The sequence below is a fragment of the Streptomyces sp. NPDC042336 genome, assembly GCF_055581985.1.
The window spans coordinates 192,875-207,078 of the sequence record NZ_JBVJEA010000009.1; the positions used below are offsets into that span (position 1 = coordinate 192,875).

The 14,204-nt window shown below is 73.2% G+C and carries 13 protein-coding genes; 6 read left to right on the top strand and 7 right to left on the bottom strand.

The window, feature by feature from the left end:
- Nucleotides 1-106 precede the first annotated feature (106 nt).
- From ACZ6IM_RS21100 to ACZ6IM_RS21120, 5 genes are read left to right on the top strand one after another with little or no spacing between them, the layout of a single operon-like run.
- Nucleotides 107-3,739 carry a sensor histidine kinase gene (locus ACZ6IM_RS21100; RefSeq protein ID WP_469558143.1) on the top strand — a complete coding sequence of 1,211 codons (3,633 nt, stop codon included), beginning with the start codon at nt 107-109 and terminating at the stop codon, nt 3,737-3,739.
- Nucleotides 3,736-4,239, top strand: a complete 504-nt coding sequence (locus tag ACZ6IM_RS21105) for a roadblock/LC7 domain-containing protein (protein WP_052840727.1) — start codon at nt 3,736-3,738, stop codon at nt 4,237-4,239. The genes ACZ6IM_RS21100 and ACZ6IM_RS21105 overlap by 4 nt, the downstream gene beginning before the upstream one ends.
- Complete coding sequence (locus tag ACZ6IM_RS21110) at nt 4,236-4,688, top strand: DUF742 domain-containing protein (RefSeq protein WP_052840726.1); 453 nt, start codon at nt 4,236-4,238, stop codon at nt 4,686-4,688. The genes ACZ6IM_RS21105 and ACZ6IM_RS21110 overlap by 4 nt, the downstream gene beginning before the upstream one ends.
- A complete protein-coding gene (locus ACZ6IM_RS21115; protein WP_003973677.1) occupies nt 4,669-5,310 on the top strand; it encodes a GTP-binding protein in 642 nt (213 codons plus the stop codon). The genes ACZ6IM_RS21110 and ACZ6IM_RS21115 overlap by 20 nt, the downstream gene beginning before the upstream one ends.
- A gap of 15 nt (nt 5,311-5,325) precedes the next feature.
- Nucleotides 5,326-6,588 (top strand): styrene monooxygenase/indole monooxygenase family protein, encoded by a 1,263-nt coding sequence (locus ACZ6IM_RS21120; RefSeq protein WP_052840725.1) that lies wholly within the window; start codon nt 5,326-5,328, stop codon nt 6,586-6,588.
- Between the two features lie 127 nt (nt 6,589-6,715).
- Here the strand turns inward: ACZ6IM_RS21120 and ACZ6IM_RS21125 are convergent, their stop codons facing one another.
- The 4 genes from ACZ6IM_RS21125 to ACZ6IM_RS21140 all read right to left on the bottom strand — a co-directional run bounded on the left by ACZ6IM_RS21125 (nt 6,716) and on the right by ACZ6IM_RS21140 (nt 10,001).
- Nucleotides 6,716-7,864, bottom strand: coding sequence for a C40 family peptidase (locus tag ACZ6IM_RS21125; RefSeq protein WP_052840724.1), 1,149 nt, complete (start codon nt 7,862-7,864; stop codon nt 6,716-6,718).
- 103 nt (nt 7,865-7,967) lie between these two features.
- On the bottom strand, nt 7,968-8,291 hold the full coding sequence (locus ACZ6IM_RS21130) for a hypothetical protein (RefSeq protein ID WP_052840723.1): 324 nt from the start codon (nt 8,289-8,291) through the stop codon (nt 7,968-7,970).
- A 55-nt stretch (nt 8,292-8,346) separates the two neighbouring features.
- Complete coding sequence (locus tag ACZ6IM_RS21135) at nt 8,347-9,000, bottom strand: TetR/AcrR family transcriptional regulator (protein WP_052840722.1); 654 nt, start codon at nt 8,998-9,000, stop codon at nt 8,347-8,349.
- Between the two features lie 62 nt (nt 9,001-9,062).
- On the bottom strand, nt 9,063-10,001 hold the full coding sequence (locus tag ACZ6IM_RS21140) for an AurF N-oxygenase family protein (RefSeq protein ID WP_052840721.1): 939 nt from the start codon (nt 9,999-10,001) through the stop codon (nt 9,063-9,065).
- A gap of 235 nt (nt 10,002-10,236) precedes the next feature.
- Between ACZ6IM_RS21140 and ACZ6IM_RS21145 the strand changes: the two genes are divergently transcribed.
- Nucleotides 10,237-10,836: a Uma2 family endonuclease gene (locus ACZ6IM_RS21145; protein WP_052840720.1), complete on the top strand. Its 600-nt coding sequence runs from the start codon at nt 10,237-10,239 to the stop codon at nt 10,834-10,836.
- A gap of 9 nt (nt 10,837-10,845) precedes the next feature.
- On the opposite strand, the gene ACZ6IM_RS21150 is transcribed toward ACZ6IM_RS21145, so the two are convergent.
- The 3 genes from ACZ6IM_RS21150 to ACZ6IM_RS21160 are packed head-to-tail and all read right to left on the bottom strand — an operon-like array spanning nt 10,846 to nt 14,190.
- Nucleotides 10,846-12,303, bottom strand: a complete 1,458-nt coding sequence (locus tag ACZ6IM_RS21150; protein ID WP_052840719.1) for a penicillin-binding transpeptidase domain-containing protein — start codon at nt 12,301-12,303, stop codon at nt 10,846-10,848.
- Entirely contained in the window at nt 12,300-13,691 is a 1,392-nt protein-coding gene (locus tag ACZ6IM_RS21155) for an FtsW/RodA/SpoVE family cell cycle protein (RefSeq protein ID WP_469558152.1), read from the bottom strand. The genes ACZ6IM_RS21150 and ACZ6IM_RS21155 overlap by 4 nt, the downstream gene beginning before the upstream one ends.
- 43 nt (nt 13,692-13,734) lie before the next feature.
- The gene (locus tag ACZ6IM_RS21160; protein WP_052840717.1) at nt 13,735-14,190 is read right to left on the bottom strand and encodes an SH3 domain-containing protein; all 456 of its coding nucleotides are present in this window, start codon (nt 14,188-14,190) and stop codon (nt 13,735-13,737) included.
- Between the last annotated feature and the right edge of the window lie 14 nt (nt 14,191-14,204).

Here is a 14,204-nt window from a genome sequence, read left to right on the forward strand (position 1 = left end):
GCTGTCGGCGGCCGGGGAACAGCCCAGCGCCCGGCGGAGGGTGCACGCGCCCCCGGCCGGCCAGTTGACGGAGCGCCACCCGGGCCCACGGGTACACGAGTCAGGAATGCGAGCACCGGTGCAGAAGACGCGGCCTCGTCGCACAGGCAAGCAGACGGCCCCCGCGGGGAGCGCGGAGCGCACCCCCGGCACCTCCACCCCTCCGCAGCCGCCGGAGGCCCCCGTCGGCAAGGGCCGTCCCACCCATGTACGCAACCGCCTCATCGTCGCGGTGGCGGTCGTGGCAGCCGCCGTCGCCGGGGCCGGCGCCCCGTCGGTCGTGGCCGCCTCCGGGCAACTGCACGACTCCCAGGAACTGGTGACGCTCGCCGAGCAGACCCAGGGCGCGCTGACCCTCGCCCACTCCCTCGCCGACGAGCGCGACGAGGTCACCCCGTACATCGCGGCCGGACGCCCGAAGTCCAAGGCGCCCTCCGAGCAGCGCAGCGCCCGCGTCGACCGGCAGGTGGAGGAGCTGCGCGCCGATCCCGACACGCCCGCCTCCCTGCGCGAGGACCTCGACGCCGTCGCGGCGCTGCGCCGCGCCGCCCTCACCGGCAAGAGCGCCGCGCTGGAAGCGCACGAGGCGTACTCGCAGGCCATCACCGAACTCCACGCCCTGGCCGAGAAGCTGGGCGAGGAGATGCCGCCCCGCGCGGGCTCCGGCGCGTACGCCCTCGCGGAGCTGGACACCGCCGTCCAGCAGGCCGCCGCCACCCGCGGTCTGCTGCTCGCCGCCCTGAACGTGCCGAGCAGCACCGAGACCGTCATCGACCCGGTCACCGGCCTGCCGACCGAGACGTCCACCACCTCGGACGCCGACGCGGAGCAGCGCGACGCCCTCGCCGCCGCCGCCCAGCAGGCCCGGGTGCGCTCCGACGCGGCCCTCGCCGACTTCCGCGAGGGCGCCCCCAAGGAGGCGCGGAGCAGCTTCGACGCCACCGTCGCCGGGCCCGAGGTCAACTCGGCCGAGAAGTACCTCGCCGGCCTCACCGACGAGCCGACCCTCTCCGACGGCGACCTGCGCACCAGCACCAAGCGGCTGGACGCCGCGCTCTCCGCCCGCGTCGACGCGATGCGCGGTGCCGAGTCCGCCCTGTACGAGAAGCGTGTCCAGGCCCTGGAGCAGCTGCGCGACGACGACGTCACCGCGCTGGAGATCCGGATCGCCGTCCTCGGCGCCCTGATCCTGCTCGCCGTCGGCATCGCCACCGCCCTGGCCCGCACCCTCACCCGCCCGCTGTCGGTGCTGCGCCGCGGCTCGGCCCGGCTGGCCGGGGCGGAGGACCCGACGGCGGAGGAGCCGGTCGCCTTCACCGGGCGCAACGACGAGTTCGCGCAGGTCGTCCGCTCCGTCAACGCCCTGCACACGCACGCCGCGACCCTCGCCGGGCGGGTCGCCACGCTGGAGTCCGACCGCAAGCACCTGGTCGGCCAGCGGCAGAAGATGGCCGACGCCCGCGAGGAACTGCGCGCCGAACTCGCCGAGTCCGCCGCGCAGCTGGAGGTGGTGCGCAAGAGCATCGGCTCCACCTTCGTCAACCTGGCGCTGCGCACCCTCGGCCTGGTCGAGCGGCAACTCGCAGTCATCGAGAGCCTGGAGGAGCGCGAGCAGGACCCGGACCGGCTCGCCACCCTGTTCAAGCTCGACCACTTCGCCACGGTCATGCGCCGGCACAGCGAGAACCTCCTCGTCCTCGCCGGCACCGACCACGTCCAGCACAGCGCCTCACCGGTGCCGCTGGTCGACGTGGTCCGGGCCGCGGTCAGCGAGATCGAGCGGTACGAGCGGGTGCGCATCGCCGCGCTGCCGCCGCACGCGCACGTGGCCGGGTTCGCCGCCGACGACCTCTCCCATCTGCTGGCCGAACTGATGGAGAACGCCACCTCCTTCTCGCCGCCGGACCTGCCCGTCGAGGTCTCCGGCTGGCTCCTGGAGAACGGCGAGGTGATGCTCTCCGTCCAGGACGAGGGCATCGGCATGGCCACCGAACGCCTCCAGCGGCTCAACGCCCGCCTCACCGACTTCGACCCGGACGCTCCGTACGACCAGGAGGGCGAGGACGGTCTCGGGCTCGGCCTCTACGTCGTCGCCCGGCTCGCCCACCGGCACGGTGCGCGGGTACGGCTGCGGGAGCAGAAGCAGGGCGGTGTCGCGGCCGTCGTCGTCCTCCCGAGCCCGCTGCTGGCCGCCGCACCGCCCGCCGCGCTGGCCCCGACCGTGCCGGTGTCCGACGGCACGGGTTCCTTCTCCCTGCCCGGCGCCGACGCGGAGGCCAACTCCAACGTCCTGCACGGCCGCGCGGAGAAGGGCACCCAGGAGCACGGGGACCCGCTGGTCGCCTCGGCGGAACGGGCGGTACGCCGGGCCGAGTCCGAGGCGGTCGCCGAGCCCCGGGCCGGCTCCGGGACCGAGCCGGCCACCGAACCCGAGAAGGGCTCCGAAGCCGGCCCGGGCCTCACGGCCGAGCCCGGCTCCGGGCTCGGAGAGGGCTCCCGGTCTGATTCGGGTCGTGGGTCCGAGGGGCTTGCCGGTCCTGGGGTCTTGGGCTCTGGGTCTGATTCGGGTCGTGGGTCCGAGGTGGGTTCCGGGTCCGAGGGGCTTGCCGGTCCTGGGGTCTTGGGTTCCGGGTCTGATTCGGGTCGTGGGTCCGAGGTGGGCCCCGGGCCCGAGGGGCTTGCCGGTCCTGGGGCCGTGGGCTCCGGATCCGAGGCGGCCTCCGGGTCCGATGGGCTCGTCGGATCCGAGGCGGCCTCCGGGTCCGATGGGCTCGTCGAGTCCGACCCGGGCTCCGGACCCGGGGTGGGCTCCGGGGCCGACGCGAGCGCCGGGCTTGACGCGGGCTCCGGGGCAGAGACGGTCGCCGAGCCGGACGCGGGCCCAGCGGCCGAGGCGGGCTCCGCTTCCGCCCCGAGCGGCGGGGTGGAGCGCCCGGAGCAGGCCGCTGTCCCGACCTCCACGACGCCCCTGGCACCGGAGCCCGTCGCGGACCCGGCACCCGGGGCCCCGCAGGGCACCTCCCGGGACGCTGACTCGGACTCCGTCCCGGAGCGGTGGTCGCGACCGGACGCCGACCAGGCACCGGAAACCGGCACGCACCCGGACACCCGCACGGACCCGCGCCCCGGCACGAGCACGGCGGCGGATCAGGAGCCCGCGGAGGAGACGCCGGCCCCCGAGGCCGCGAAGGCCCCCGGCCACGACCTCCCCGACGACGCCACGATGGCGCTCCTGCTGCCCCCGCGCCCCCCGGACCCGTCCGAGGCCCCGGCGCCCCCACCGGCACCGGAACAGTCCTCGCCGGAGACCGGCGCCGCCCGGATCCCCGGTCCCCGCGCCGCCGGGCCCTACGACATCGGTCCCGACGCCCACGACCGAACTCCGGACGAGGGTGCCGGACGGGCCGGGGACACCGACACCGAGGGCTCCGAGCCCGCCGAGCCCGTCACCGAGAAGGGGCTGCCCAAGCGGACCCCGAAGCTCACCACGCCCGCGGCGGCCCCACGGCCGCGCCCGGCGGGTTCCGTCGACGCCGACGCGCTCCGCCGCCGCCTGGGCGGATTCCGCCGGGGGGCGGAGGCGGGCCGCCGCGACGTCGAGGCGGAGATCGCGGACCGCACCGGACCGCACCACGCGCCGGTCGACGCGGACACAACCGAAGAAGCCACGGGGGGCACTGTCGAGGAGGCAAGCAGTTGACCGCGCCCAGTACCTTCGGACTGAGCAGTGAAGCCCGCAATCTCCACTGGCTGCTGACCAACCTCGTCGAGGAGGTTCCCGGCATCCAGTCGGTCGCCGTGGTCTCCTCCGACGGGCTCCTGCTCCTGTCCTCCGATCCCGGCCGCAACGAGGAGGCCCGGCAGGTCCGCGAGTCGCCCCGGGCGGGCCCGCGCGGCTCCGCCGCCGACCTCGCCACCGTCGTCTCCGGCGTCGGCAGCCTCACCATCGGCGCCGCCCGGCTGATGGACTTCGGCACCGTGAAGCACACGATGGTCGCCATGGACGAGGGCAGCCTGTTCGTGATGTCGATCAGCGACGGCTCGCTGCTCGGCGTGCACGGCTCCGCGGACTGCGACATGAGCGTCGTGGCGTACCACATGGCGCTCTTCGTCGGCCGCGCCGGCCACGTCCTGACCCCCGAACTCCGCAGCGAGCTGCGGAAGTCCCTGGAGTCCGAGCCGACGGGGAGCGCCCGATGAGCAGCAGTCCCAGAAAACCCGGAAAGAACGGCCAGGGGCACCTCCCCGTGCGCGGCGCCGACCGCAAACCCGCCCGCGTACGCCCGTACTCGCTCACCGGCGGCCGCACCCGCTTCGGTCACGTGCTGCTCGTCGAGACGTTCGTCGGCGCCACGGCCGGCACCGCTGCGCTCGAAGCCGCCGAGGAGCGCAAGGAACTGACGAACGGCGGCCTCACCTCCCGCGTGATGCCGGAGATGCGGGCCATCGTCGAACTGTGCCGCCGCATGCGTACGGTGGCCGAGATCGCCGCGCTGCTGAAGATGCCGCTCGGCGTGGTCCGCGTGCTCCTCAGCGACCTGGCGGACCAGGGAAAGATCCGTGTGTACGGCACCGGGACCGGCCACGGCACGGGCCGCCCGGACCGCGCTCTGCTCGAAAGGGTGCTCAGTGGACTCCGTCGTCTCTGACGCCGCCGCGTTCGGCGTCCCCCCGCTCGTCGACACCGACGGGCCCGTGCAGCCCTGGCAGACGGATCCCACCCGGGCGCCGGTCGCCACGAAGATCGTCGTCGCCGGAGGGTTCGGCGTCGGCAAGACCACACTGGTCACCGCCGTCTCGGAGATCACGCCGCTGCAGACCGAGGCGCTGATGACCGAGGCGAGCGAGGAGACCGACGACCTCACCGCCACCCCGGGCAAGCTCACCACCACCGTGGCCATGGACTTCGGCCGCATCACGCTCGACGACGACCTGGTGCTCTACCTGTTCGGCACCCCGGGCCAGCAGCGGTTCTGGTTCATGTGGGACGACCTGGTGCGCGGCGCGATCGGTGCCGTCGTGCTGGCCGACACCCGGCGCCTGAAGGACTGCTGGCCGGCGCTGGACTACTTCGAGAGCTGCGGACTGCCGTACGTCGTGGCGGTCAACCACTTCGACGGCAGTGAGCTGTTCGAGGCGGAGGACGTGCGGGAGGCGTTGACGATCCCGGCGCACATACCTGTAATGATCATGGATGCGCGCCGTCGGATCTCGGCCATCGAGACCCTCTTGTCCCTCGTGGGCCACGCGCTCGACGAAACACCCGAGTAGGAGACAGAAAACCGCATGCGGAAGATACTCGTCGTCGGAGCCGGCCAGTCCGGTCTCCAGCTCGCCCTCGGCCTCCAGTCGCACGGCTACGAGGTCACCCTGATGTCCAACCGGACCGCGGACGAGATCCGCACCGGCCGGGTCATGTCGACGCAGTGCATGTTCCACACGGCACTCCAGCACGAGCGCGATCTCCAGCTGAACTTCTGGGAGTCCCAGGCCCCGAAGATCGAGGGACTCGGCGTCTCGGTGGCGGCCCCCGGCTCCTTCGACCCGGGCCCCTCGCAGCGCGCGATCGACTGGCTGGGGCACCTGGACGGCTACGCGCAGTCGGTCGACCAGCGGGTGAAGATGGCGGGCTGGATGGAGACCTTCGCCCAGCGCGGCGGCCAGCTGGTCATCCACGGCGCGGCCGTCGGCGACCTGGACTACTTCTCCCGCGCCTACGACCTCGTCCTGGTCTCGGCGGGCAAGGGCGAGCTGGTCCAGATGTTCGGCCGCGACGCCTCCCGCTCCCCGTACGGCGAGCCGCAGCGCGCCCTCGCCGTCGCCTACGTCCACGGGATGGGCCCGCGCCCCGAGCACCCGGACACGGAGGCCGTGCGCTGCAACCTGGTGCCGGGCGTCGGCGAGATGTTCATCATGCCGACGTTCACCACCTCGGGCCGCGCCGACATCCTCTTCTGGGAGGGCATACCCGGCGGCCCGCTCGACGCCTTCAAGGACGTCAAGGACCCCTCGGAGCACCTCTCCCTGACCCTGGAACTCATGGAGAAGTTCCTCCCCTGGGAGTACGCGCGGGCCACCAAGGTCGAACTGACCGACGCCGGCGGCACCCTGGCCGGCCGCTACGCCCCGACCGTCCGCAACCCGATCGGCCGCCTTCCCGGCGGCGGTCTCGTCCTCGGCGTGGCCGACGTGGTCGTCGCCAACGACCCGATCACCGGACAGGGCTCCAACTCCGCGTCCAAGTGCGCCGCCTCCTACCTCGCCTCCATCCTGGAGCAGGGGGAGAAGGAGTTCGACGAGGCCTGGATGCAGCAGACCTTCGACCGCTACTGGCAGACGGCCCAGCACGTCACCAAGTGGACCAACGCCATGCTGGCCCCGCCGCCGGAGCACGTCCTGAACCTGATCGGCGCCGCCGGTCAGCTCCAGCCGGTCGCCGACCGCTTCGCCAACGGCTTCAACGACCCGGCCGACTTCGAGAACTTCTTCTACGACCCGGCGAAGACCGAGGGCTACCTGGCCGAGGTCTCCGGCGCCGCGGGCGCGTAGGGCCTCCGGCGGTCAGGGCGGAAAATCCACCCGGCGGACACGCACCTCGGCCGTCGGGGCCCCCGCTCTCCCGGCGGTCGGGGCGGACGCCGCGTGGCACGGCCGTCCGGTACGTGGCGTCCGGAACTCAGCGGGCGGGCCCCGCGGCCGCGTACCCCTCGTCCGACCCGTCCGTCGACCCCGCGGGGAGCCGTGGCGGCGTGTAGTGCGGTACGGGCTCCCCGCCGGGGTCGGGGCGTACGGCGCCCAGGACCGGGTTGGCGGCGATCGGCGAGACCTTGACGTCGGCGCCGGGGCGGGGCGCCTGGATGACCACGCCGTCACCGAGGTACATCGCCACATGGGTGGCCTCGGGGAAGTAGACGACCAGGTCACCGGGGCGCAGTTCGTCCAGCGGCACGTGGTCCAGGCGCGCCCACTGCTCCTGGCTGGTCCGCGGGATCGGCGTCCCGGCCCGCTCCCAGGCCACGGAGGTCAGCCCCGAGCAGTCGTACGACGCCGGGCCCTCGGCACCCCACTCGTACGGCTTGCCCAGCTGCTCCACCGCGAAGCGCACAGCGCTCTCGCCCCCGGCGGACGGCTTGGCGTCGTCGCCGAGCGCGCCGGACGCCAGCAACCGCTCCTGCTCCTCGTCGACCCCGCTCTTCTCCAGCTCCGCCAGCGCGGCCAGCTGCTCCGGGGTGAGCGAGGCGAGCAGTTCCTCGACGGCGCGCAGGCGTTGGCGCACCCCGTCCCGTTCCTTCTCCTGGCGCTCGGCGAGGGCGGCCTGCCGGGCCAGCGCCGCCCGGGCCCGCCCGGCCAGCTCGTCGGCCCTCTTCGTGTCGCCGGTCAGCCGCCCCACCGTCTCGGCCCGCTCCTTGGACAGCCGGCCGATCACATGCCCCTGGTCGAGGGCGTGCTGCGGATCGCGGGCCAGCAGCAGCCGTAGGTAGGGGGAGAGGTTGCTGCTGCTCTGGTACTGCTGCCGGGCCAGCCGCCCGGCCGCGCCCCGGCTGTCCCGCAGCGACAGCCGGGTCCGGGTCAGCTCGGCGTTCAGCCGCAGCACCCGGGCACGCTGCTCCTTCAGCCGCTCCTCGGTGCCGTTGTAGGTCTCGGTGGCCCGCTCCGCCTCCCGGTACAGCCGCTGAAGGTCCGTCAGCAGTTCGGCCACGGTGCGCCCTTCGGCCGGCCCCTCGGCCGGGCCGGGGCCGGGTTCGGCCGCGGCGGGCACGGGCGCGAGGACGATCCCGGCCGCGAGCGCCGCCGTACACACCAGACGCAGAAGCCTTTCTGACACGCCATCACCTCCGGTGCGGGGCGGCGGGTCCGCTCCGCACGGTGAGCATGTGGCGCCCGGTGGGACTTCGCGCGCCGAGTGTGCGCGGTTCGGCGCAACGGGGTCACCCGTCCGCGTCGTCCGGCTTGCCGCGCGGCGTGGCGTCTGGATCGGCGGCGGCCGGGCGGCCCGGTCTCGACCAGGGCCACTTCCGGCCGGAGCCCTGCTCCCCCTCGGGGGCGTACGCGTACTTCCACCGGGCGAACCGCAGCCCGCCCCGGGCGTCCCGGGGCACGCGCCGGTACACGAGCACGGTGGGCGGGCCGCCGTCCGGGTCCGGGACAGGGATGCGGTACGTCTTCGGCGGGTGCCCGGTCATGCCGACCAGGACGGGCAGCACGCGTCCGTCCATGGGGCCGCCCTCGAAGGGGGTGTCTTCGCTCTTCACGGCACCAGTGTCGGTGATCGGCGCACCGCTGCCCGAGCCCGGCGCACGGGCCCGGTCAGAGGTCCGCCGCCAGCGCCTCGACCAGCGTGGCGGTCTGCGGGTCGCGGCGGGCGGTGACCGTCAGCACCGCGAGGAACTGCTCCACCAGCCAGTCCCGCAGCTCATCGAGGGGCGGCTGCTTGTCCTCGTCCAGCCAGATCAGCGAGGCCGCCTCCACCGCCGTGATCCACATCCGGACGGTCATCCGCAGCCGGGGGCCGGGCTCGGCGACGTCCAGGTGGCGCATGATGTGGTCGGCGGCGGCCCGGCGCACCCCGTCCACGATGCCCGAGGTCCGCGAGGTCTCGACCACGCTGCCGCCGCGCAGCAGGGCGCTGAAGCCGGTGTCGTGCTGGTCGACGAAGGCGAGGTAGCGGTCCAGGGCGCGGGAGAGCCGGGCCAGCAGCGGACCCTCTCGGGGCTCGTCGAAGCAGAGCCGCAGCTCGTCGGCGGCGGACCTGAGCGCGGCCTCGTACAGCTGCTGCTTGCCGCCGGGGAAGTACCGGTACACCAGCGGCCGCGAGACCCCGGCCTGCTCGGCCACGTCGTCCAGGGAGACCTCCTCCGGGGGCCGGTGCGCGAAGAGGGCGAGCGCCGCCTCCAGCAGCTGGACGCGGCGCTCCTCGACGCTGAGGCGGCGGTAGGCGGGGGTGGAGGCCTGCGGGGTCATGAACCGCAGCGTAACCCGCACGGCCGGGCGCCCACCCACGTCAGCGGCGCTGACCGGCCGGACTACGCCAGCAGTCCCGACGACCGCCACAGCTTCCGGCCGACACCGCGCAGTACGCCGATGTCGTCCAGGAAGTCCGTGAGGCGCTTCGCGCCGGTCTGCATGATCTCCTTGCGGTGGCCGCTGGCCTTGACCTGGGCCAGGGCCTCGCGCTTGTCGAGGCCGACGTTCGTGTACACCTCCGGGTTGATGAAGGCGATGGAGAAGACGCGGGCGAACTCTCCGGAGGTGACCCGGGTGAACTCCTGCGACCACTTCGGGGCCGTCACCATCTGCCGGCGCAGCTCCTCACGGGCGTACCGCACGTGCCGGGCCTCTTCCACGACGTGGATGCGCGTGACGCCCCGGATCAGCGGCTGGACCCGCTCGTCCGGGAAGGTCAGCCGCTGCATCCAGTCCAGGACCTCCTCGCCGAGGAGCGTGGCGGTGAAGGAGCCGGGCGTGGTGGAGATCGTCTTGAACAGGCGCCCCAGGTGCTGGTGGACCGGGCTCACCGGGTACCACGGCGTCTCGCCGCGGGATATCAGCCGGGCGAACATCTTCGAGTGCCGGCACTCGTCCTCGATCTCGGTCAGCGCGTAGCGCACGTGGGCGCTCGTCGCCGCCTTGTCGTAGATGTGCCGGACCAGCAGCTGCATCAGGATCAGCTCGAACCAGATGCCGAGCGAGGCGAGCGCGGCGGCCTCGTGCTGGGAGAGCAGGATGCGCTGCTCCTCGCTCATCCGCTTCCACATCGGGGTGTCGTACAGCGACACCAGCTCCGGCGGCCAGAACCACTTGCCGTCCTCGAACGGCGCGTCCCAGTCCAGCTCCTTGTCCGGGTCGAAGGAGTGCTTGGCGGACGAGTCGAGCAGCCGTTCGGCCACCTGCTCCCGGTCCTTGAGCAGGCCGAGCGCGTCGCGCAGGCCCTCGAGCGCGTCGGCTTCCGTCAGCGTCGTCATGGCTGTGTCCCACCTCGTCGAACGATCGTGTTACCCGCGGTCACTCCAGCGTGCTGCGTCTTATGAGACTGCGTGTCAGCAAGCTCGTCAATCCCCTGCGCGGAACTTGTTGACCGCGAGTAAAGGTGGGGCGGCGCCAACGCCTCGGCGCGGGACCACTCGATGGAGCGCCCCGTCGGCGTTCGTCCTGGGTACGCTGGCCGTGTCCGTCTGACTCCGGTACATGGGAGCGATCATGAGCGCCGCGCGTGACTACGGGCTGGACGACGACTACGAGTGGCCCCGTCCGCCGAAGGGCGGCTGGACGGCGGACGACCTCGACGAGCTTCCCAACCTGCCTCCGCACACGGAGCTGATCGACGGGAGCCTTGTCTTCGTGAGTCCGCAGACCAATTTCCACTCACGTGTCATCCGACTGCTGGACAACGCCCTGTTGGCGCAGGCGCCGGAAGAGCTGGACGTCATCCGCGAGATGACCATCAAGCTCAACAAACGCAACCGGCCGGAACCCGACGTTCTCGTGTTCCACGCGGATGCCGACACCGGACCGAAGCAGACTTGGTACCGGCCGGAGGACGTGGTGATTGCCGTCGAGGTCGTGTCCGAGGAATCGGAAGACCGGGACCGGGAGGTGAAGCCGCCGAAGTACGCGCGGGCGGGCATTCCTTACTACTGGCGTGTGGAAGAGAATCACGGGCTGCCGGTCGTCTACGTCTACGAGATCGACCCTGCCACGCAGGCGTACGGTCTGACCGGCATCTTCCACAACCGCCTCAAACTGACCGTACCTTTCCTCATCGACATTGACCTCACCGCCGTGAACCGTCGCCGGTGATCCCCTCCCTCACCCCCCAAGAACCGCCTCCATCACCCCCCGCGCGATCGGCGCCGCCAGACCGCCCCCGCTGACGCCCCCGCGGTCCGCCGCCGAGCCCTCGACCACCACCGCGACCGCGACCTTCGGCTCCACGTCCCCGTCGCCCCGCGCCCAGGCGATGAACCAGGCATACGGCTTACCCGAGTTGCCGACGCCGTGCTGGGCGGTGCCGGTCTTGCCGCCCACGGTGGCACCCGGGATCGCGGCCCTCGCGCCGGTGCCCTTGTCCACCACGCCGGTCATCAGCTCCTTGAGCAGCGCCGCCGTCGAAGGGCGCATCACCTCCCGGGAGGGGCGCGACCCGGCCGCCGCCACCAGACTGCCGCCCGCCCGCAGCGTCCGTTCCACCAGGTACGGCGAGCGCACCTGCCCGCCGCCCGCCACCGCCGCCGCCACCATCGCCATCTGCAGGGGCGTCGCCCGCGTGTTGTACTGGCCGATCGACGACAGCCCGAGCTGCGCCCGGTCCACCGAGGTGTCGAAGGTGCTCCGGGCGACGGGGAAGGGGATCCGCAGCCCGTCGTCGTTGAAGCCGAAGGCGTCCGCCATGGCGGTCATGCCGCGCACGCCCACGTCCACGCCGAGCTTGGCGAACACCGTGTTGCAGGACCACTCGAACGCCTCCCGCAGCGAGGCGTTCCGGCACCCGTCGGCCTCGTTCGTGAGCTTCGTCCGCGTCCCGGGCAGGGTGTACGGGTCGGGGGATCGGGTCGGCGCGTCCAGGTCGCGGACCACGCCCGCGTCCAGTGCCGCCGCCGCGGTGACCACCTTGAACGTCGAACCCGGCGGATAGGTCCGGCTCACCGCCCGGTTGAGCATCGGCTTGTCCGGGTCGTCGTTCAGCCGGTGCCAGGTCCGGGTGGCGTCCGCGCTGTTCCCGGACAGCAGCTGCGGGTCGTAGGAGGGGGTGGAGACCAGGGCCAGGACGCGGCCCGTGGCCGGCTCGACCGCGGCCACCGCCCCCTTGCGCCCGCCGAGCCCCTCGAACGCCGCCCGCTGCGCGGCACCGTCGATCGTCGTCACGACGTCGCCGCCCGGGTTGTGGGCCCCCGTGACGTCGTTCCACAGCGGCAGCGGCGCGAGCATCGGGTCGGCCCCGGACAACAGGCCGTCCTCGGCGTGTTCGAGGAGCGTCGTCCCGTACGCCTGGGAGGCGAAGCCGGTGATCGGCGCGTACATCGGCCCGTCGGCGTACGTCCTCTCGAAGCGCAGGTGCTCGCCGGTGTCCCGGGAGCCGGTGACCGCCTCGCCGCCGACCAGGATGTCGCCGCGCGGCTGCTGGTAGCGGGCGATGTCGGGGCGGCGGTTGGCCGGGTTGTCGTCGTACTCCGGCTTCTGGACGATCTGCACCCGGGCCGCGTTGACCACCAGGGCGACCAGCAGCAGGGCGCAGAAGAGGGCCGCGTGCCGGATGTTGCGGGTCACCTCGGCCGCTCCCCGCCCGCGGTCCCGTCCGCGCCCGACTGGCTGCGGGCCGCGTGGCTGACCCGGATCAGCAGCGCCACGATCGCCCAGTTGGTGACGACCGAGGACCCGCCCTGCGCCAGGAACGGCATCGCCATGCCGGTCAGCGGGATCAGCCCGGTCACCCCGCCCGCGATGACGAACACCTGGAGCGCCACGATCGAGGAGAGGCCGACCGCGAGCAGCCGGCCGAAGGGGTCGCGGGCGGCCAGGCCCGCCCGGTAGCCCCGCTCCACCAGCAGCCCGTACAGCAGGAAGACGGCGGTCAGGCCGAGGAAGCCCAGCTCCTCCCCGGCGGTCGCCAGGATGAAGTCCGACTTGACGGCGAAGCCGATCAGGACCGAGTGGCCGAGGCCGAGACCGGTGCCGGTCACGCCGCCCGCCGCGAACGCGAAGAGGGACTGGGCCAGCTGGTTGGGGCCGTCGCCCGCCTCGATGGACGCGAAGGGGTGCAGCCAGTCCTCCACCCTGCCGTGCACGTGCGGCTCCAGCCAGCCCACGGCGACCGCGCCCAGGGAGGCCAGCAGCAGCCCGACGGCGATCCAGCCGGTGCGGCCGGTGGCGACGTAGAGCAGGACCACGAACAGGCCGAAGAACAGCAGCGAGGTGCCGAGGTCCCGCTCCAGGACCAGGACGCCGACGCTGACCAGCCACACCGCGAGGATCGGGCCGAGTACCCGGCCGGTGGGCAGTTGGAGCCGCCACACCCGGCGGCCCGCGTACGCCAGCGCGCTGCGGTTGGCGGCCAGGTAGGCGGCGAAGAACACCGCGAGCAGCACCTTCGCGAACTCGCCGGGCTGGATGGAGAAGTCCTCGATCCGGATCCAGATACGGGCGCCGTTCACCGCCGGGAAGAAGATCGGCACGGTGAGCAGGGCGAGCGCCGCGGCGACGCACACGTAGGCGTAGCGCTGCAGCACCCGGTGGTCGCGCAGCAGCAGGACGACCACGATGAACAGCGCGACACCCAGCGTCGACCACACCAGCTGGGCCGGGGCCGCCCGGTCGCCCGGCGTCTCCAGGTCGAGCCGGTAGATCAGCACCAGGCCGAGGCCGTTGAGCAGCACCCCGATGGGCAGCAGCAGCGGGTCGGCGTACGGGGCGCGCAGCCGCACCGCCAGGTGGGCGAGGAGCGCGAGCACACCGAGCCCGGCGCCGTAACCGGCGGCGCCGGGCGGCAGGGCGCCCTGCTGGGCGAGGCCGACGTTGCAGTAGCCGAAGACCGACAGCAGGACGGCCATGACGATCAGCGCGAGTTCGATGCCCCGGCGCCGGGGGAGACGGGCGACGGGAGCGAGGGTGTCCGCCTGTGCCACGGTGATCCCGGTTCCGGTTCCGGCCTTGGTCATGTCCGGAACTTACCCAAATGGTGTGGTGTGCGCGGCGTCCGGCTCAGCACCAGCGCGGCGCGGGGCCGATGTTGTCGATGTAGCGGGCCGCACCCCAGGCCCACGTGCCGTCCGTGAGGAGGTACCAGAGGGGGTTGCCCTTCACCCGGTCGCCGGGCGTCTTGCAGTAGATGGAGACGACCTCGCCCCGGCGGGCGTAGCGGATGACGTCCGAACCGCGGGTCGGCGAGGTGCGCAGGGCGAGCCGGTCGGCCGTCACGACGCCCCGGTAGCGGCCCTGCTCCTGGCGGCCGTCGCCCCCGCCCCACTCCCCGCCGCCGTTCCCGCCGCGGTTCTCCCCGCCGGTGACGGCGGACGTGGAGCCGGCGTCGCCGCCTCGTCCGTCGTCCGCCACGGCGGGCGTGACGGCGACGGCGGTGGCGAGCGCGCCGGCCGCGAGGGCGGTGGCGAGGCCGCGGACCAGGGGTGAACGCGAGACCGGTGCGGACAGTGGCGACATGGGAGTACCTCCCG

Excerpts from the sequence above, each read along its gene's own strand:
- ACZ6IM_RS21100 (WP_469558143.1), top strand. The coding sequence starts at position 107 with ATGCGAGCACCGGTGCAGAAGACGCGGCCTCGTCGCACAGGCAAGCAG.
- ACZ6IM_RS21110 (WP_052840726.1), top strand. The coding sequence starts at position 4,236 with ATGAGCAGCAGTCCCAGAAAACCCGGAAAGAACGGCCAGGGGCACCTC.
- ACZ6IM_RS21120 (WP_052840725.1), top strand. The coding sequence starts at position 5,326 with ATGCGGAAGATACTCGTCGTCGGAGCCGGCCAGTCCGGTCTCCAGCTC.
- ACZ6IM_RS21135 (WP_052840722.1), bottom strand. The coding sequence starts at position 9,000 with ATGACCCCGCAGGCCTCCACCCCCGCCTACCGCCGCCTCAGCGTCGAG.
- ACZ6IM_RS21140 (WP_052840721.1), bottom strand. The coding sequence starts at position 10,001 with ATGACGACGCTGACGGAAGCCGACGCGCTCGAGGGCCTGCGCGACGCG.
- ACZ6IM_RS21145 (WP_052840720.1), top strand. The coding sequence starts at position 10,237 with ATGAGCGCCGCGCGTGACTACGGGCTGGACGACGACTACGAGTGGCCC.
- ACZ6IM_RS21155 (WP_469558152.1), bottom strand. The coding sequence starts at position 13,691 with ATGACCAAGGCCGGAACCGGAACCGGGATCACCGTGGCACAGGCGGAC.
- ACZ6IM_RS21160 (WP_052840717.1), bottom strand. The coding sequence starts at position 14,190 with ATGTCGCCACTGTCCGCACCGGTCTCGCGTTCACCCCTGGTCCGCGGC.